This window comes from Megasphaera hominis (genome assembly GCF_014269395.1).
GTDB classification, from domain to species: domain Bacteria; phylum Bacillota; class Negativicutes; order Veillonellales; family Megasphaeraceae; genus Megasphaera; species Megasphaera hominis.
The window spans coordinates 21,239-40,613 of sequence record NZ_JACOGK010000028.1 but is presented as its reverse complement, the minus strand read 5'-3'; the positions used below and the strand labels follow the sequence as shown (position 1 = coordinate 40,613).

At 48.8% G+C, this 19,375-nt stretch carries 18 protein-coding genes and 1 tRNA gene; 15 read left to right on the top strand and 4 right to left on the bottom strand.

Annotation, left to right across the window (positions count from 1 at the left end; all coding sequences use genetic code 11):
• Positions 1 to 103 (top strand): IS3 family transposase (locus H8J70_RS09515; RefSeq protein WP_186503584.1); only part of this gene is annotated, 103 nt, incomplete at its 5' end.
• 108 nt (positions 104 to 211) lie between these two features.
• On the opposite strand, the gene H8J70_RS09510 is transcribed toward H8J70_RS09515, so the two are convergent.
• On the bottom strand, positions 212 to 1,675 hold the full coding sequence (locus tag H8J70_RS09510; RefSeq protein ID WP_186503902.1) for an amino acid permease: 1,464 nt from the start codon (positions 1,673 to 1,675) through the stop codon (positions 212 to 214).
• Between the two features lie 740 nt (positions 1,676 to 2,415).
• Here H8J70_RS09510 and H8J70_RS09505 point away from each other — a divergent pair.
• From H8J70_RS09505 to H8J70_RS09485, 5 genes are all read left to right on the top strand, one after another.
• Positions 2,416 to 3,366 carry a bile acid:sodium symporter family protein gene (locus tag H8J70_RS09505; RefSeq protein WP_186503900.1) on the top strand — a complete coding sequence of 317 codons (951 nt, stop codon included), beginning with the start codon at positions 2,416 to 2,418 and terminating at the stop codon, positions 3,364 to 3,366.
• Positions 3,367 to 3,624: 258 nt separating this feature from the next.
• Positions 3,625 to 5,043, top strand: coding sequence for an alanine/glycine:cation symporter family protein (locus H8J70_RS09500; RefSeq protein WP_186503898.1), 1,419 nt, complete (start codon positions 3,625 to 3,627; stop codon positions 5,041 to 5,043).
• A 535-nt stretch (positions 5,044 to 5,578) separates the two neighbouring features.
• Positions 5,579 to 6,793 (top strand): threonine ammonia-lyase, encoded by a 1,215-nt coding sequence (gene ilvA / locus H8J70_RS09495; protein ID WP_186503896.1) that lies wholly within the window; start codon positions 5,579 to 5,581, stop codon positions 6,791 to 6,793.
• Positions 6,794 to 6,848: 55 nt separating this feature from the next.
• Complete coding sequence (locus H8J70_RS09490; RefSeq protein ID WP_186503894.1) at positions 6,849 to 8,282, top strand: amino acid permease; 1,434 nt, start codon at positions 6,849 to 6,851, stop codon at positions 8,280 to 8,282.
• 129 nt (positions 8,283 to 8,411) lie between these two features.
• Positions 8,412 to 8,798 (top strand): RidA family protein, encoded by a 387-nt coding sequence (locus H8J70_RS09485; protein WP_186503892.1) that lies wholly within the window; start codon positions 8,412 to 8,414, stop codon positions 8,796 to 8,798.
• Between the two features lie 70 nt (positions 8,799 to 8,868).
• On the opposite strand, the gene H8J70_RS09480 is transcribed toward H8J70_RS09485, so the two are convergent.
• From H8J70_RS09480 to H8J70_RS09470, 3 genes are all read right to left on the bottom strand, one after another.
• Complete coding sequence (locus tag H8J70_RS09480; protein WP_288201233.1) at positions 8,869 to 9,531, bottom strand: YigZ family protein; 663 nt, start codon at positions 9,529 to 9,531, stop codon at positions 8,869 to 8,871.
• 57 nt (positions 9,532 to 9,588) lie between these two features.
• Positions 9,589 to 9,665: transfer RNA gene (locus H8J70_RS09475), tRNA-Val, on the bottom strand.
• Between the two features lie 66 nt (positions 9,666 to 9,731).
• Entirely contained in the window at positions 9,732 to 10,640 is a 909-nt protein-coding gene (locus tag H8J70_RS09470) for a DMT family transporter (RefSeq protein ID WP_186503890.1), read from the bottom strand.
• Positions 10,641 to 10,868: 228 nt separating this feature from the next.
• Between H8J70_RS09470 and H8J70_RS09465 the strand changes: the two genes are divergently transcribed.
• The 9 genes from H8J70_RS09465 to sufC all read left to right on the top strand — a co-directional run bounded on the left by H8J70_RS09465 (position 10,869) and on the right by sufC (position 19,372).
• Complete coding sequence (locus tag H8J70_RS09465; protein ID WP_186503888.1) at positions 10,869 to 12,323, top strand: nicotinate phosphoribosyltransferase; 1,455 nt, start codon at positions 10,869 to 10,871, stop codon at positions 12,321 to 12,323.
• 124 nt (positions 12,324 to 12,447) lie between these two features.
• Entirely contained in the window at positions 12,448 to 13,659 is a 1,212-nt protein-coding gene (locus H8J70_RS09460) for a DUF819 family protein (protein WP_186503886.1), read from the top strand.
• A gap of 105 nt (positions 13,660 to 13,764) precedes the next feature.
• Positions 13,765 to 14,607: an ADP-ribosylglycohydrolase family protein gene (locus tag H8J70_RS09455; RefSeq protein WP_186503884.1), complete on the top strand. Its 843-nt coding sequence runs from the start codon at positions 13,765 to 13,767 to the stop codon at positions 14,605 to 14,607.
• A gap of 15 nt (positions 14,608 to 14,622) precedes the next feature.
• Entirely contained in the window at positions 14,623 to 15,453 is an 831-nt protein-coding gene (gene larE, locus H8J70_RS09450; RefSeq protein WP_186503882.1) for an ATP-dependent sacrificial sulfur transferase LarE, read from the top strand.
• Positions 15,454 to 16,089: an endonuclease III gene (gene nth, locus H8J70_RS09445; RefSeq protein ID WP_186503880.1), complete on the top strand. Its 636-nt coding sequence runs from the start codon at positions 15,454 to 15,456 to the stop codon at positions 16,087 to 16,089.
• A 137-nt stretch (positions 16,090 to 16,226) separates the two neighbouring features.
• Positions 16,227 to 16,622: a hypothetical protein gene (locus tag H8J70_RS09440; RefSeq protein ID WP_186503879.1), complete on the top strand. Its 396-nt coding sequence runs from the start codon at positions 16,227 to 16,229 to the stop codon at positions 16,620 to 16,622.
• Positions 16,623 to 16,684: 62 nt separating this feature from the next.
• Positions 16,685 to 16,825, top strand: coding sequence for a six-cysteine ranthipeptide SCIFF (gene scfA, locus H8J70_RS09435; protein WP_186503878.1), 141 nt, complete (start codon positions 16,685 to 16,687; stop codon positions 16,823 to 16,825).
• A 68-nt stretch (positions 16,826 to 16,893) separates the two neighbouring features.
• On the top strand, positions 16,894 to 18,291 hold the full coding sequence (gene scfB / locus H8J70_RS09430) for a thioether cross-link-forming SCIFF peptide maturase (protein WP_186503877.1): 1,398 nt from the start codon (positions 16,894 to 16,896) through the stop codon (positions 18,289 to 18,291).
• A 337-nt stretch (positions 18,292 to 18,628) separates the two neighbouring features.
• On the top strand, positions 18,629 to 19,372 hold the full coding sequence (sufC, locus tag H8J70_RS09420) for a Fe-S cluster assembly ATPase SufC (RefSeq protein ID WP_186503875.1): 744 nt from the start codon (positions 18,629 to 18,631) through the stop codon (positions 19,370 to 19,372).
• Positions 19,373 to 19,375: the final 3 nt, after the last annotated feature.

Sequence of the window (19,375 nt, the reverse complement as noted above, 5' to 3'; positions counted from 1 at the left end):
TAGATATCTTCATTGGTATAACGAAGATCGGATTAAGATGTCTTTGGGTGGCATGAGCCCGATACAGTATAGAATAAGTTTAGGCTTATTGCCTACAAAGTGAGGACGGTCCAAAAAAACGTCTGCACCCCCATAGCAACTTTGTCATATAAAATACCTCCTCACAGTGGCTCATATGCCTGTTGTGAGGAGGTATTTTTGTTATTCTTTATTATTTTTCCATTTCATCCCGCGAGAGATTTACTTCTTCTAAGGGGATTAGCTTGGTATGGTTTTTTACCTTGTGCCAAATGAAGATGGCTAAGAATACAGGGATGCCAATGTAGGCAACACTGGCACCGTACCAGTCGATTTCAGCGCCGGTAAAGGCTGAGTAATTCTGACCTGCCGTAACGATGATACACATGATGAGGGCCAGGATAGGTCCAAAGGGAAAGAGTTTTGCCCGGTAGGGAAGATCCTTCAAATCCTTATGCTGTGCCATATAGGCACGACGGAACCGGTAATGACAAATGGCAATACCAATCCAGGTAATGAAACCGGCCATGCCGCTGATGTTGACGAGCCAATCGTAAGCTTTCCCTTCACCAATGAGGGATGTCAGGAAGGCTGCCAGGCCAAAGACTACAGTGGCAAAGAGGGCATAGCTCGGTACACCGCGTTTGTTTAATTTCAGGAAGCATTTTGGCGCTTGGCCTGTTTCTGCCATTGCGTAGAGCATACGCGTAGAAACGTACAACCCGGAGTTGCCTGCCGAGAGTACTGCTGTCAGAATGACGGCATTCATGACGGAAGCGGCGGCGACGAGACCAAACCGTTCAAAGACGAGTGTAAAGGGGCTGACGGAAATGTTTTCGATTTCTGTATTGAGCAGGTTTGGATCCGTATAGGGAATGAGGAAACCGATGACGACGAAGGCACCTAAGTAAAAGAGGAGAATACGCCAGAAAATCGATTTAACTGCACGCGGCACGTTCTTTTCCGGATCTTCACTTTCACCGGCAGCGATGCCAATCATTTCCGTTCCCTGGAAGGAGAAACCAGCGACCATAAAGATACTCAGCATGGCTGTGAAGCCGCCAACAAAGGGAGCATCGCCAATAGTCCAGTTAGTAAAGCCCGGCGACGGTTCAGGTCCCAGCCCCAGAATCAGGAGGGCACCGGCAAAGAGGAAAACGATGACTGTGAGTACCTTAATCCCGGCAAAAATAAATTCACTTTCGCCATATGAGCGCGTGGACAGATAATTGAGGACAAATAAGATGACCAGGAATATGCCACTCCATACGGCTGCGGGAGTATCGGGAAACCAGTATTTCATAATCAATGCGCCGGCAACCAGCTCGGCTGCGACTGTAATGGCCCAGTTAAACCAGTAATTCCAGCCAAGCGCAAAGCCCAGGGACTTGTCGACGTAGCGGTTGGCGTAGGTTTCAAAGGAACCGCTGACCGGCAAATAGGCGGCCATTTCACCGAGACTGGTCATGAGGAAATATACCATGATACCGATAAGCGAATACGACAATAATGCACCGCCAGGACCAGCCGTACTGACAGTTTCCCCGCCAGCGACAAATAAGCCCGTACCAATGGCGCCGCCAATAGCAATCATATTCATATGACGTGCTTTTAAGCTTCGCCGCAGGCCCTTATTCTGTTGTTCTTCATTACTCATTGAATCACGACCTTATTAGATAATATAGTTTACATAGGCCAACAGGTACACCCTGTTGGCGTGTGTCTGTCACAAGGGATATTGCCCTTGCGGATCCGGTTAAACCGGCTGCGCGTGCAGTCAGGCAACGACAAGCGCCGGATCAGTGCCCTTGCCACTGCATAAATAATGTATTTCTTGTCACCTTCGTTCTTACTGCATATGCTTTCTGTATCGGAAAACTGGCGTCCAGATTACGGACATTGTTTTCGTGTGGTATGGACGGCACCCGTATTTTTTTGCCGGGGCCGCAGACGGCTCTGCAATAAAGTAAAATATAGGGAAATAAATATGTACTTATATATTATACCGAATGTTTAACATACTGACAATTCATACTGTACGAGTTTGTCATATTAATTAGTAAACGCCTACACTACGTCCTCCCAGTTCACGCAAGCTTTAGGGATAGATAGGCTAAAAGTGCCCTACATAGAGCAGCCTTGTCAGTCTCATAGCCGCAGGCATCGTTTTTCATCAGATGTGTGGGGAAGAAACGGGATGCTTCCCGGAAAATGATGGCTCCTGTTTCCCAGCCTCACGCAGATAAGACGCATAGCCTCTTATCACTTTTTGTGATACAATCAATCATAAGACAGACGTATGATCTGGAATGGCAGCACTACTCATGTTCCCATGCGGTATGACTTGTTCTTGCCGCCTATCACTGACTGGACTGGAAGAAGAATTGGGAGGGACCTATGGAATCGCTATTTAAACTTGTGAAATTTTTGACCCGTTATCTTACGCTTTGGATTATTCTTTCGGCTGTCGTCGCCTTTCTTATGCCGGCACCCTTCATGCACGGCGACTGGATTCCGTATCTCATCGGCTGTGTCATGCTGAGCATGGGACTTTCTATGACTCCCGGTGATTTTAAACTGGTATTGACGAGACCTCGTGATGTCATCTTGGGAATCATCGTTATCTCCGTTTGTATGCCCCTCGTAGGCCTGGGAATCGGCACTCTTTTGGGCCTGCCGCCGATGCTGATCGTAGGCCTCATCCTGGTAGGCTGTACGCCCTCCGGAGCGACATCTAATGTCATGACGATGATTTCTAATGGCGATAAAGCTCTTTCCGTTACGACATCAAGCCTGGGTACCCTTATTTCACCGTTTGTTACACCGGCGTTGCTCATGTTTTATGTCGGCCGTTACATGCCTCTCGATGCGTTGGCTATGTTCATAGGCATTATTAAAATCGTCATTATTCCGATCGCCCTTGGCCTGCTCATCCGCAAGGTATTCTCTAAACAAATGGATACGGTTTTAAAGCTGGCGCCTTTATTGACTGTGGCTGCCGTAGTCGTGGTTATTGCCGTCGTCGTCTCCCTCAATGTGGAACGAATAAAATTAGTAGGCGTTGAAATTGCCCTGGCCTGTGCGTTCTATACTATTTGTGGAATGATCATCGGCTATGTGGCTGCTCGCATCTTTCATATGGAATTAAGCCGGAGAAAGGCCATGACCTTTCTCATCGGTATACAAAATACGGCTCTTGCCGTATCACTGGGGATTACCTATTTCGATCCCTTGGCGGCTGTGCCCGGCGGTGTATTGATCGTTTGGGCTAGTGTCTTAGGTACCTTAGTGGCTTCCTTCTGGGCTGGCAAGACGCAAAACACGGTTACAGAAACGTTAAAAAATTAATAATCTGCACGAAAAAGTAAAATACCAACGTAAAACTTCCCCTTGCCGTAAAGTGACTGGAACATACCTTGAAAATTTACTTATGCCGTATAATGAAAAGTGGTTTCTTTTTTTCCTGTATCGCTTGACTTATGTGTTATTTTTCTATAAAATATAACATATAATAAAATAGTTATGTGTCGATGAGGACTCATTTGTTGTACGCTTTTTTGCGCGCAAAAATGGGCCCTTTTTTTCCTTAGAAAGGGAGATGATCTTATGGAGCTATTGAATTCAATTGTATCAAGTATTAATTCATTCTTATGGACGTACATTATTATTACGCTGTTGGTTGTAGCGGGTTTTTATTTTACGTTCCGCTTGCGTTTCGTACAGCTGCGCTATTTTACCAACATGTTCAGCCTCATCGTGTCCTCTGTGAACACAAAGACCAGAGGCAATGAAATTTCTCCGTTCCAGGCGTTTTGCGTTAGTACGGCATCCCGTGTTGGTGTAGGGAACATTGCCGGTATTGCCATCGCTATTACGACCGGTGGCCCTGGTGCCATTTTCTGGATGTGGTTTATTGCCATTATCGGTTCGGCTACGGGTTTTGTCGAAAGTACGCTGGCTCAGATTTACAAGGTGCCGGCCAAGGGCAAACAAGGGGAAACGACCTTCCGCGGCGGCCCGGCATATTATTTGAAAAATGGTCTGGGTCATGGTATCTGGGCTGCAGTATTTGCCGTCTTGATTTCCATTACCTACGGTTTGATCTACAACTCCGTACAGGCTAATACGATTGCTTTGTCTCTGAATTCGGCCTTTGGTTTTGATAAGACGATTATCGGTATTGTCGTCATGGTTCTTTCTATTGCCGTTATCTGTGGCGGCTTGGGCCGTATTGCCCGTGTAACGGAATGGATGGTACCGCTCATGGCTGGCCTTTATATTATCGTTGCCTTAGGGATCATGATTTATCATATCGATCTCTTGCCGACGGCGTTTGGTATTATCTTCCGCGATGCCTTTGATTTCCAGGCTGTCTTTGGCGGCGGCATGGGTGCTGCTGTTCTCACTGGCTTCAAACGGGGCCTTTTCTCCAATGAAGCCGGTGAAGGTTCCGTTCCTAACGCAGCGGCTACGGCTGATGCCGATCACCCTGTAGTACAGGGCCTGATTCAGGCGTTCGGCGTTTACGTAGATACGCTCTTTATCTGTTCGGCTAGTGCTTTTATCGTGCTCCTCAGCGGTTCCTATGAAAGTTCGGGTTTGACAGGGGTAGAATTGATCCAGTGGGATCTGTCCCAGTACTTCGGCAGCATTGCACCGACGGCTGTATCAGTCCTGATTTTCCTCTTTGCCTTCAGCTCCATCATTGGCAACTACTACTATGGCGAAATCAACATCGGCCATTTAACTCAGAATAAATGGGCTATGCATGTCTTCCGTTTCTTCATTGCCGTTATGATTTTCTTTGGCTCCGTTGCTGAGCTGCCCTTGGTTTGGAATCTGGCTGACTTGTTCATGGCTTTCCAGGTACTGACCAACGTCACGGCTATCCTCATTCTTTTCCCAAGAGCAAAGGAAGCTCTGGACGATTATGAAAGACAGCGCAAGGCTGGTGTTAAGACACCAGTATTCTTCAAGAATGCCCTTTCTAATGTTAAAGGTGTTGTTTGGTGGAATAAAGACTAACCTGACTATCTTGATATTAGCTGTACCTGATGTAATACATTCTGAACCGCATGCCCAGTGCTTGCGGTTCAGTTTATTTTATGGGGAGCCTATAGTACGTTATGAATTACACGACCATATAGTGAAAATAAATTTTATATTATAAAATACAAATGCGAATAATACGTATAACGCATATGCATGGTATTGTCTAGTACAAATTCATATACATCTTCTGGAAATGGTTATTTGTATACTGTGAATAGACTTGTTGCTATTTTATAATTTTATGACTATAAAACTTAACATTATAACCTCTTTTTATTTCGTTAATAAAGTGATTTTTGACGTGTAAATTAAAGAAGAGGGGCCCTCTATGAGAGAGGAAAATTAAATCGTCTTTATATCTCTTGACAGTGGATATGTTTGATTGTATATTGAGGGCAAGAGAAGTACCGTAGGGCGTGGCACAAACGAATAGGAGAAAGCAGAAGCGGTAAACGGCTGCGCACTTAGTTATTTCAATTTGTCAATTTTTAAAGAGGAGTGATGGTTGATGGAACAAGTTACGTTAAAAATGGTACAAGAAGCACAGGAACGGCTTAAAGGTGTAGCCCAGAAAACAGGCTTATCGTACTCCAATTCTGTGAGCAAGCTCTCTGACTGCAAGGTATATTTGAAGATGGAAAACCTGCAGCGCACAGGGTCCTTTAAATTACGCGGTGCCTACAACAAGGTGGCCTCCCTGACGCCGGAAGAACGGGAAAAAGGTGTTATTGCTGCGTCGGCAGGCAACCATGCTCAGGGCGTTGCCTTAGCGGCCAGTGTCTACGGCTGCCAGTCCACGATTTGTATGCCGAAGCACGCACCTTTGATGAAGGTAGCTGCGACGAAGGGCTACGGCGCCAACGTCGTTCTCCACGGTGATTTCTTTGATGAAGCCGCTGCTAAGGCAGAAGAACTGACAAAAGAACATGGCTATACCTTTGTACATCCTTTCAACGATCCGGAAGTCATTGCCGGTCAGGGAACCATTGCCCTGGAAATCATCGAACAAATGCCTGACGTAGATGCGATTGTCGCGCCTATCGGTGGCGGCGGCCTCATTTCCGGCTTGGCTGTAGCAGCTAAGAGCGTCAATCCGAAGATTAAGGTTATCGGCGTGCAGACGGCTAACATGCCTTCTATGAAGAATTCTATCGATCACGGCAAAATCCTGACCTGTAATGGCAAGGCGACCCTGGCGGACGGTATTGCCGTTAAGACACCGGGCGATTTAACCTATGACATTTGCAGCCGTTATCTCGATGATATTGTCATCGTCGACGAAACGGAAATTGCCGGTGCTATTCTCTGGCTCCTCGAACGCTGCAAGGCTGTTTCCGAAGGTGCCGGTGCGGTCCCGGTGGCAGCCCTCATGAACGGCAAGATTTCCGGCCTTCATGGCAAGAAGGTAGCTGCCCTCATCAGTGGCGGTAACATCGACGTCAATAATATGACGCGTATCATCAACAGCGGGCTCCTGCGTTCGTGGCGGAAAGTATTCTTCTCGACGATCATCCCTGATCAGCCGGGCGAACTGGTCAAACTCTTGTCCCTCATTGCCGAAACCAACGCCAACGTTCTTTCTGTTACGCATGAACGGAGCCAGCACGGTGTCGGCATTGGCTATACGGCCGTTTCGTTTGAACTGGAAACAGCCAATGAAAAACATGTAGAACATCTGATGGAACTCCTGCGTGACCAGCACTATCAAGTCACTATTAAATAATCTACCTGCTATACCTAGTTTTATACTACCCTAACAGATAGGAGAGACATGACTTATGGAAGAGAATGGAAAAATGGAGCGTGGTTTAAAACCGCGCCACGTAGAAATGATTGCCTTAGGTGGTACCATTGGCGTCGGCCTGTTTATGGGTTCGGCCAATACGATTATGATGGCTGGTCCGTCAGTCCTCTTGTGCTACGCATTGACGGGTGTCGTCATGTTCTTCATCATGCGCATTATGGGGGAAATGCTCTATCAGGAACCGGTAACGGGCTCCTTTGCAACGTATGGTCATAAATATATTAGTCCCTTTGTAGGGTATCTTACAGCCTGGAGCTATTGGTTTATGTGGGTCGTCGTCGGCCTTTCCGAAGTAACGGCTGTCGGCATTTACGTACACTATTGGTTCCCGGCTGTGCCACAGTGGATTTCAGCTTTTGGTGGCATGCTCATCGTTGCTATTGCCAACATGGCGGCGGTCAAGTATTATGGTGAGTTTGAATTCTGGTTTGCCCTGATCAAAGTTACGACGATTATCGTCATGCTCGTCGTCAGTGCAGCGGTCATCCTCATCGGCTTTGGCAACGGCGGCGTACCTGTAGGCTTTGAAAATCTCTGGGTCAACGGCGGCTTTATGCCTAACGGCTGGGGCGGTATGCTGGCTGCTATGTGTGTAGTTGCCGCATCTTTCCAGGGCGTCGAGCTTATCGGCATTACGGCCGGTGAAGCCCAGGATCCGAAAAATACGCTCCGTAAGGCAACGAAGAACATCGTCTGGCGTATTTTGATTTTCTATATCGGCTCTATCTTTGTAATCCTTTGTATTTATCCGTGGAATCAGGTCAGCCTTATTGGCAGTCCTTTCGTCATGACCTTTGCCAAGGTCGGTATTACGACGGCAGCGGGCATCATCAACTTCGTCGTTCTGACAGCAGCACTTTCGGGCTGCAACAGCGGCTTGTACAGTTCAGGCCGTATGCTTTACACGCTGGCTCAGAATGGCCAGGCACCGAAGATTTTTGCCAAGCTCTCTAACTCCGGTGTACCCCGTAACGGCATTGGCGTCACCATTGGCTGCCTCATTGTAGGCGTTATCCTCAATTATCTCATTCCCGATTCCAAGTTATTCCTCTATCTTTACAGCGCGTCTGTATTCCCGGGCATGATCGCCTGGTTCGTACTGGCTTATTCACAAAAGAATTTCCGTAAATACTGGGGCAAGGACGTCATGGCGGCCCATTCGTTCAAATCGCCGCTCTTCCCGTACGCCAACTGGTTCTGCATTGCCTTCCTGGTTCTCGTCACTATTGGCATGCTCTTTAATCCGGATACGCGTATGTCCCTCTTCTCGTCGTGGGCTTATATCGCCTTCATTACAGCAGCCTATTTCCTGAGTGGCTGTAACAAGAAAAAGTACGATCGTGACGGCCATCTCATTACGGAACCGGTACAACAAGAAGTGATGCGTCAAGACGTGATTAAAGAGTAAGGTATCCATCCTCAGCCGGCCTGTATGGCCGGCCAGGGATCCTGTCTGGCGGCAGGGTGGAAAATTATGCCGTTATGACATATAATAGACATATACCAAAATTATTTGATGAAGGAGATGTAGTGTATCATGGCAGTAAATGTAATCAGTACAGAAAAAGCACCGGGTGCAGTAGGCCCATATTCACAGGCTATTCAGGCAGGGGATTTCCTCTTTGCTTCCGGCCAGATCGCCATTGACCCGGAAAAGGGTAAAGTTGTTGGTGGCGGCGTCGTCAACCAGGCGGAACAGTGCATGAAAAACGTTGGCGCTATCCTGGCAGCTGCCGGTGCTTCCTATGACAACGTCGTAAAGACGACGGTGTACATTACCAATATGAATTTCTTCGGCGCTGTAAACGAAGTATATGGCAAGTATTTCCAGAAAATGCTGCCGGCCCGTTCCTGCGTAGAAGTAGCTTCCTTACCGAAGGATGCGTTGGTTGAAGTAGAAGTAACAGCGTACCTCGGCAAATAAAAGTCCGTATATGAAAAAAGGTAGTACCGTGGCAACAGCGTTGTCAGGGTACTACCTTTTTTATTTTGCCTTAGTCCGTTGCCGGAGCAGCTTCTTTGGGCCGGATGATGGGCAGGATTTTGCTGCCTTCGTCGAGTAAGCGGGCCCGGCCGTTCGTGCTGTTCGTCAGGGCCTCTTGAAAAGCTATAGCCTTTTCTTCCGGTACCTGCATGGTAAAAGTCACGTCGGCACCAAACGAGCGGTCCGTAATGGTGCCAGCATAGCTTTCCATGAGCCGTTCGATGGTGCTGATGTAGGGATAGCCAAATTCGTAAATCAGGACTGTATAGGGGAGGTAGTCGGCAATATCAGCGGCGTCCAAGGCAACGACCACGCTGTGGCCGTAGGCACGGATGAGACCACTGGCACCGAGCTTGACACCGCCGAAATAGCGGGTTACAACGGCGACTGTATTGGTAAGTCCCCGTTTTTTCAGGGTTTCCAATATTGGCTTGCCTGCCGTACCGGCTGGTTCACCGGCATCGTTTGATTTTTGGACCTTGCCGCCTAGGCCGATTTGCCAGGCATAGCACGTGTGATTGGCATCCCAATATTTCTTCTTCAGCTCTTCTACGTAGGCGGCGGCTTCGTCTTCACGCCGGACTTCTTTGACATGGGTGATAAAGCGCGATTTCTTGATGACGTATTCTGCCTCGGCACTGCCATAGACAGAGGTGATATGCGGTGCTGTCACGACGATCCCTCCCGGTATAAAAAAAATCCGCCGAGTAATCGGCGGATATACATTCAATGGTGGGAATAGTTGAATTCGAATCAACGACCTTCACGATGTCAACGTGACGCTCTAACCAACTGAGCTATACCCCCATGCGACTATGTAAATATATCATAAGATAGAGCACTTGTCAACAGAATAATTAAAAATAATGCCGTTCAGGCAGAGCGTTTTTTCTGCAGTGTAAAAATGATGCGGCTTGGGACCTGAGCTGAAAAGATACCGATGGTCATGAGGACGCAGCCCAGGAGCTCCCGGGGCGTCATGGTTTCACCCAAGAAGGCGTAACCTGCAAGGGCACTAAATATCATTTCAAAGCTCAGGAGAAAGGATGCTTCCGTAGGCGGTACCTTGCGCTGCCCGAGAATCTGAAAGGTATAGCCGACGCCGCTGGAAAAAATACCGCAGTAGAGGATGGGAATGGCCGAAGCGGCGATAGCAGACCAGGTCAGCGTTTCTCCTGCTACGGGCACGGAGAGGAAGCTGTAGAGGCCGCAGAAGAAGAATTGCCCTGCTGCCAGGTAGACGCCAGAAAAATAGCGGACGAAGCGGTCGATGACTAGGATGTGGAGCGTCCAAAAGACAACGCTGACGAGGATGATGAAATCGCCCGTACGAAGCAGCTCGCCGCTACCGTGCCAGGCCAGGAGCCAGACTCCGAGGAGGGCCGTCAGGCAGCCCGTAATGTGGGTCAGGCGCAGGGGATTGTGAAAGAGGATGCCCACGAGGGGGACGGCGACGATATAGAGTGCGGTAATAAAGCCGGCCTTGCCGGCCGTCGTATAAAAAAGACCCAGCTGTTGCAGACTGGAACCGGCGAATAGGACAAAGCCTAAAATAGCACATGCCAGGGGCAGGGAAAGCCAGGCCGGCCGATCCGGTGCTTCGTCAGATTTGGTCTGTCTGCGGATCCATAAGGCGACGGGCAAGACGGCCAGCGCACCGAGCCAAAAACGGAGACCGTTGAAGGCAAAGGCACCCATCGTGTCCGTACTGACCCGCTGGGCCACGAAGGCGCAGCCCCAAAAGACGGTAGCTGCCAGGAGAAATAAGCGATCTTTTATCATTTGTATCGTCCTCGCTTAATATATAGTATATAAGAAAAAAACAAAAGCATTACAAGTTTTTTCATTATAACACAGGTGGAGAAAAAAAGAAGCCATTAGGAGAAAAATATACTGTTTTCCTGTCATGACAGACGTCAATGTACCTTGTCAAGAATTACGAGAATATTCGTTGGCGTATACTACTTTTTAATGTTATAATAGGTACAATATGAGTGGGAGGCGAGACTATTGTATACGAATGCTTTGCTGACTGATTTATACCAGCTGACAATGATGCAGGGCCTGTATTTTGAAGGAAAACACAACCAGGCCTGTGTGTTTGACCGCTACTACCGGCATAATCCTTTTTCCGGCGGCTATACGGTCGTAGCCGGTTTGGATCATCTGATTGAGTACGTCAAAAATATTCACTTTTCTGACGACGATCTGGCTTATTTAAAGAGTACTGGGAACTTCCGCGATGAATTCCTGGATTACTTGAAGAATTTTCACTTTACAGGCAGCATTTATGCCATGCCCGAAGGCACCGTTGCCTTTCCGCAGGAAGTGTTGCTGCGCGTAGAAACGACGAAAAATGAATCACTGCTTTTGGAAACCTGCATGTCTATGATTATGAACCACGAAAGCCTCATTGCGACCAAGGCCCGCCGTGTACGCTGTGTAGCTGGTACACAGGATACGCTTATGGAATTCGGCCTGCGCCGGGCACAAGGTGCTTCGGCCGGTGTCTACGGCGCCCGTTCGGCTATGATCGGCGGTTTCAATGGTACAAGTAATATGCTGGCCGGCGCCAGGTTTGGTATTCCTGTCATGGGTACGATGGCCCACAGCTGGATTATGAGCTTTCCTACAGAGCTGGAAGCATTCCGCTGCTACGCAAAGCATTATCCGAACAGCCTGATCCTTTTGGCCGATACGTATAATACGCTGAAGCAGGGCGTCCCCGACGCGATTACGATTTTCCAGGAAATGAAAGATGCCGGTACGCTGCCGCCCTTTTATGGTATCCGTCTCGATAGCGGTGACCTGGCTTACCTTTCTAAAGAAGCCCATAAGATGTTTGCCGCTGCCGGCTTTCCTGATGCGGTCATTGCCGCGTCGAATGATCTCGACGAAAACCTTATTGCCCAGCTGAAGCTGCAGGGCAGTACGATCAGCTCCTGGGGTGTCGGTACGAATCTGATTACGGCCAAGGACAGCCCGTCTATGGGCGGCGTCTTTAAGATGGCCGGCCAGTATGAAAATGGCACGTTCGTACCGAAGATCAAGATGAGTGATAACGCAGAAAAAATTTCTAACCCTGGCCGTAAGAACGTTTTGCGTATTTACGATAAAGTGACGGGCAAGATGAAGGCAGATATTATCGTTCTCGAAGGCGAAACGATCGATGAAAGCCAGGATTTACGTTTATCCAGTGATATTACGCCGTGGCGTTTCCGCATTATCCCGGCCGGCTCCTATACGGTACGGACTATGCTGCAGCCCATTTTCCTGCAAGGGGAACTCGTCTACCAGCAGCCGACACTAGCGGAAATCATCGACTATGCCAACGACGAAATCGACACGCTCTGGCCGGAATACAAGCGCCTTGTCAATCCGGAAATGATGTGGGTACAGCGCAGTGAAACCTTGTCGAAGCTGCGTCATGAAGTGCTCTCGGCCGAAGCGGCCCATTTCCAATAAGGCGCAAAAATAAGCAAAAACCATTGCAGTTTATAAAACAAGTAAATATAATGAACGTATAAAGGAAAAAGCATAAGGGAATTGCCTTTATGCTTTTTCTTATTTTAAGAAGGAAGTGACCTCTATGAATTCACTCATCAGCCCTGACAACACGTGGATGCTCCTGTCGATCATGCTCATTGCTGTTGCCGTATCTGTTTATTTGGAACAGAAGTACGTCTGGGCTTCGAAGCTCTCCGGAGCCATCATTGCCCTGCTCTTTGCCCTGGTATTGGTCAATACGAACGTCATTCCCTCCCATGCGCCTGTTTTTGACGATATCATCTGGGGCTACGCCGTGCCTATAGCCATTCCGCTCTTGCTCCTGCAGGCCAATATGAGCAAAATCTGGCGGGAAACGGGGCGGCTCCTGTTTATTTTTCTCATCGGTGCAGCTGGCACGGTCTGTGGCGCTGTCGCCGGTACGCTCCTTTTGGGCGGTTACGTAGAAGGGTTGCCTAAAATCGCGGCCATGATGACGGGCTCGTATATTGGTGGCGGCGTCAATTTTACAGCCCTGGCCGATGCTTTCAAACCCAGCGGCAGTCTTGTGTCAGCGGCGACTGTAGCCGATAACCTGAACATGGCCATATATTTTCTGGCTCTTTTAGGTATTGCGGGCAACGCCTTTTTCCGCCGCATTTACACGCATCCTCATATTGACGACGTAGAAAAAAACGGCATTAGCGACGAAGGAAAAACCTTGGCGGCGGCCTATTGGGGACGCAAGAATATTTCTTTGAAGGATATTGCCATGAACATGATGTACGCTGTTGTCGTCGTTACCGTATCGAAATTGATCGGCGACGCCTTGACGGCAGTTATTCCCCTGGACAATGGCTTCCTAAAAATGTGCAATACCTTCTTCGGCAGCCAGTATGTATGGATTACCCTTATTTCCATGGTCTTTGCTACGTATTTCGATAAACAGGCAGCGGCTATGAATGGGGCCCAGGAAATCGGTACCTTTTTTATTTATATGTTCTTCTTTGTCATTGGCGTACCAGCGTCGATCATGAGCATTATCATGAATGCGCCGCTCCTCTTCGTGTTCTGCCTTTTCATGGTCATTGTGAATATGCTTTTTTGCCTCATTGGCGGCAAGCTCTTTCATTTTGACCTGGAGGATATTATCATTGCTTCTAACGCCAACATTGGTGGTCCGACGACGGCGGCAGGTATGGCCATTTCTCAAGGCTGGACGAAGCTCGTCGGCCCGGCTATGCTCGTCGGCACCTTTGGTTACGTGATCGGCACGTATTTGGGCATCATTGTGGGCAGTCTTTTAGGAGCATAATATATGTTATAGAATAATATTCAATTATGTATATGATAGATATTAAACGGTGTTTTCCGCTTTTTTTATCGCATCTATGTATGCTATAATAGGAACGATTCTAATTTGCTGTCTAAAACGGAAGGTGGCCAGGCTATGCTTTGGGGAACGATTATTGGTGATCTTGCAGGCTCTCTCTATGAAGCTGCGTGCGCCAATGGCACAAAGGTTGTGCCGCCACCGGAAGCACCCTTGTTTCCGGCAGGCGCGCATATCACAGACGACACGGTGACGACGCTGGCCGTTGCTGCGGCAATCAGGGAAAGCAAAGCCACAGCTGACGGACTGACGACGTGCGTTGCCCGGCAGCTGCGCTATTGGTGCCGCCGCTATCCCGGTATTGGCTATGGGCCCTTATTTATCCGTTGGTACGAATCTGATACGGCCGGACCCTATGGCAGTCTTGGTAATGGTGCTGCTATGCGCGTCGCTCCGGTGGCCTGGGCCGGCCAGTCTCTCAGAGAGGTGCTGGCCTTGGCAGAATTGACGGCTGTTGTGACGCATAATCATCCGGAGGCCATCCGCGGTGCCCTGGCCGTGGCTGCGGCCATTTATCTGGCCCGAAAGGGTACGTCACAGCGTGATCTGCGTACGTACTTACAGCACTATTATCCCTTGCAAACGCCCTTGGCAGCGATTAGAAGGGACTATCATTTTTCGGCTTGTACTGCTGACAGCGTGCCAGAGGCGCTGGAAGCCTTTTTAGCAAGCCACAGCTTTGAGGGCGCTATCCGCAATGCCCTTTCCCTCGGTGGCGACACGGATACGCAGGCTGCCATTGCCGGCAGCATTGCAGAGGCATACTACGGTGTGCCTCTGGCGCTTAAGACCGAGGCTGCTTCCTTTTTGCCTGATCCGTTAGCACAGGAGCGGCAGCGGTTTGAATGCTTCATAAAAAATAATAAATGAAAGAAGAGGATACACATGGTAACAGCGGAAACGAAAGAACGCTACAATAAACTACGCACAATACTGAAAGACATGGGCAGTGTGGTCATCGGCTTTTCCGGTGGTGTAGACAGCACCTTCCTTTCTTATACAGCCCATGATGTACTGCACGATAAAGCCTTGGCTGTAACGGCAGTCTCACCGACGCTGCCGCACAGCGAAGAAGAAGATGCCGTTTCTATGGCCAAACAAATCGGCATTCATCACCTCGTCGTCCATTCGACGGAGTTTGATGATGAAGAATTTGTCAAGAATCCTATGGACCGTTGCTATATTTGCAAGAAAATCCGTTTTTCGGCTCTCGTAGAGCTGGCAAAGCAGCAGCATTACCAGTGGGTTATCGATGGCGGTAACGTCGATGACCTGGGTGATTTCCGTCCGGGCATGAAGGCCCTGGAAGAACTGTCTGACGCTGTGCGCAGTCCCATGATTGAAGCGGGCCTCACCAAGGCCGATATCCGCGCCCTGTCGAAAGAGCTGGGCCTGCGTACGTGGGATAAGCAAAGCGCCGCCTGTCTCGCCAGCCGCGTGCCTTATGGTGTCGAACTGACGCCGGAACGGCTGCACATGGTAGATGAAGCAGAAAGCGTGATAGCTCCGTACATCAAAGGCTCCCTGCGCGTACGCTATCACGGCGATATTGCCCGCATTGAAGTGGGTGAAGACGAACTGCCTGTAATCTTAGAACACCGCCAGGAAATTGTACAAAAATTGCGCCAATGCGGATTTGTCTACGTTACTCTTGATTTGGGCGGCTATGAAATGGGCAGCCTGAATGAGGTCATTGATACGAACGAGGCGAAATAAATGAAAGTGACTAAAAAAGTGAAGGACGAAATGCTCCAGCGCTTTCAAGACCAGTACGGCATTATGAAGCCGGCCCTCCATTACTCCACACCCTTTGAGCTCATGATTGCCGTTATCCTGTCGGCCCAATGTACGGACGAACGGGTTAACATCGTTACGGCTCAGCTCTTCCCGGAATACAACAGCCCTGAAAAGATCCTTACCCTGGGTCTTACAGGACTGGAGGAAAAGATCAAGACCTGCGGTCTCTATCACAGCAAGGCCAAGAATATCCTGGCTAACTGCGCCATCCTCTGCGAGCAGTATGGCGGCGAAGTGCCAAAGACCTTTGATGAACTGGTCAAGCTCCCCGGCGTAGGCCGCAAGACGGCGAACGTACTCGTGAGCATCCTCTTTGATACGCCGGCCATTGCCGTAGACACGCATGTGTTCCGTGTGGCGAACCGTCTGCAGCTGGCCACGGGCAAGACACCCCTTGAAGTAGAAAAGGGACTGCAAAAGGCCATCCCCAAGGAATGGTGGAGCCGTGCCCATCACTGGCTCATTTGGCATGGCCGCCGTGTCTGCAAGGCCAGAAAACCTTTATGCGACCAGTGCTTTTTAGCCGATTTATGCCCTGGTAAAGAAGGTTCTTAGGGCCTATGCCGGGAGTGCAAACGCTGATAACGGTATGCTATATGCGTATTTGACAAAGACCTTATATTTATGTAGTATAGAGGGGCGCAGTATTTTCTGGGCGCACGTTACTTTATAAGGGCGGAGGGTTCAGTCATATGAGCTTACAATATGTAAAAGGCAGTTACATGGATGAAATCATGTTTGGTGATAAACCTGTGTTATTTACGCTGGAAGGGCTGGACGAGAAGGACCATGATGAAGCTGTCCGTTACAGTAAAGAAATTTGGGACTGGATTTTACAGCATCATGCCCGCGTCTTGGCTCATGCGCCGCTTATTGCAAACTTTAAAAATAAGAAATGGCGCTCTGATGGTGAACGGGAAATCTCGGCTGATGAAATCAGAGGCTATTTAAATCAGATTAATTCCGTATATGTAAACTATAAGGGCGGCTTCGATATTTTCTTCGATACGAATGAGCTCTTTCAGGAACGGTCCATCGTTGTCCGCGTAGGAAGAAATTTCGTTTTTGAAGGCTTCAGCCTTTTGTAATTGTTGTAGAAAGTACGTTTCTATGGTACAATAAAATCAGTTCTAATGAAGAGGTGAATACCATGGCAAAACACATCATTACAATCAATACAGAATCGATTCAGAAAACTGTACAGCATGCAGGCTGCAGCGAATGCCAGACGTCCTGCCAGTCCGCTTGCAAAACATCCTGTACTGTAGGCAATCAGATCTGCACGAAGTAAGAATGAAATGACATAAGGGGACGCCCTTTACCGGAAGGTAAAGGGTATTCTTTTTGTATGGAGGAACTATGGCTAAGATACAACCAATGATTCATAAATATTGCCAGAATGGCACATATATGCTGCTCGACGTCAACAGCGGTATTATTAACGTCATCGATAAAATTACGTACGACATCCTCGATACCTATAAAGGGGACAACAAGGATGATGTCTACGCAGCCCTTGACGGCACGTACAGCCGGCAGGACCTGGATGAATCCCTGGCAGAACTGGATGAACTCATTGCCAAAGAAATGCTCTTTGCACCGATGTGTGAAACCTTCAAGGTCGTCGCAGAAGAAGAACCGGTCATTAAATCGCTCTGTCTCAACATTGCCCACGACTGTAATCTGCGCTGCCAGTACTGCTTTGCCTCCCAAGGCGACTACGATACGCACCGCCGGGAGCTCATGAGCTTTGACGTAGCCCGCCGTGCTGTCGATATGCTCATTGAAAGCACCAAGGGCAAGCGCCAGCACTGCGAAATCGATTTCTTCGGCGGCGAACCGCTCATGAACTTCGACGTAGTCAAGCAGACCATCGAATACATCCGGGAACAGGAAAAGATCCACGACAAGGTATTTAAACTGTCTCTGACGACGAACGGTATGCTCCTCGATCCGGCAAAGGTGAAATATTTGACGGATAATCACATCAGCCTCATCTTGAGTCTCGATGGCCGTAAGGAAGTACACGACCGCATGCGCCCCAATGCAGGCGGCCAGGGGTCATATGAAACGTGTGCCCGCAACCAGGTCTATGCTGCCAAGCACCGCAACGGCGAAGAATATTACGTACGTGGCACGTACACCAAATACAACCTGGACTTTACGAAGGACGTAGAACACATGGCTGACCTGGGCTTTGAAGGCCTCTCGATGGAACCGGTTGTCGGCGATGATTTGTCTTATGCGATTACGGAAGAAGACCTGCCGCGCATTTTTGCAGAATATGAAAATCTGACGGACCTTTACCTGAAACGCCAGCTCGAAGGCCATCCGTTCATTTATTATCACTTCATCATGGACCTCTACCGCGGCCCCTGCATCGCTAAGCGCCTGCGCGGCTGTGGCGCCGGTCATGAATACATGTGCGTCGTACCGAACGGTGACATTTATCCGTGCCATCAGTTCGTCGGCCAGGATGGCTACGTCATTGGCAACGTCTATGACGGCGTGACCAATACGCAGCTGCCGGCCCTCTTTAGGGACATGCATGTTCTCAATAAACCGGAATGCTGTAAGTGCTGGGCGAAGTTCTTCTGCAGCGGCGGCTGTCATGCCAACAACATCAAGTACGGCGGTGACATCCGGACGCCGTATGCGTTGAGCTGCCAGATCCAGAAAAAACGTATTGAATGTGCCATGTACATTCAGGCCACGCTGGCCCTGCAAAAACAGCAGGCGCAAGAGGCAGACGCATGACACGCAAGATCAATATTTTTCTCTGGTGTGTTGTTTTTTTCTATCTCATATATGCCATTGCTGTGGAAGGACCGACGGCGAAGCTACTCGTGTTATTGCTCTTAGCCGTCATCGCTGCGGCAGGTCAGCTGGTCCACAGTAAAAGAAAAAGGTAAGCCTGGGACTGCGCATGCGCAGTCCCTTTTTACGCCAATTTGTTTTTTTAGAAAAAAATAGTCAAATAGCACCAAAATAGTTGACTTTAACTGCATAATGGAGTAACCTTATGTGTAGTTAAAAAGTATACATTTACAATATACCAGGCTCGGAAACGAGTAGTCTCATAGGAGTGATAAAAATGAGTGAATTATTAAGAGTAGAAGGATTACATGTTGCTGTAGAAGGCAAAGAAATCCTCAAAGGACTCGACATAACGATCAATACGGGGGAAACACACGTTATCATGGGCTCGAATGGCGCCGGCAAGTCTACCTTGTTCAATGCCATTATGGGCAATCCTAAATATGTAGTCACAGCCGGGAAAATCTTCTTTGAAGGCCAGGATATTACGGAAGCACCGGTCAATGAACGTGCCAAAGCCGGTATTTTCATGGCCTTCCAGCAGCCTATTGCTGTACAGGGGATTTCTGTAGAAAACTTCATTCGCAACGCGAAGAGCACCGTTTCCGGTGAACAGCAGCGCATCATGCCGTTCCGCAAAAAGCTTCACAAACAGATGGAACAGCTGCGCATGGACCGCTCCTATGCCGAACGCTATGTCAATGACGGCTTCTCCGGCGGCGAACGGAAAAAGACAGAAATTCTCCAAATGTGTATGCTTGAACCGAAACTGACCATGCTCGATGAAATCGACTCGGGCCTCGACGTCGATGCTGTCCGTATTGTTTCTGAAACGGTCGAACGGTATCACAACGAAACCAATTCGATTCTCGTAATTACGCATCACAGTGAAATCCTGCAGAATCTGAAACCTGACTTCGTTCATGTACTCATTGACGGCAAGATCGTTAAGACCGGCGATGCCTCCCTGATCCAGGTCATCGAAGCCAACGGGTACGATGCATTCAGAGGACAGGCCTGATAG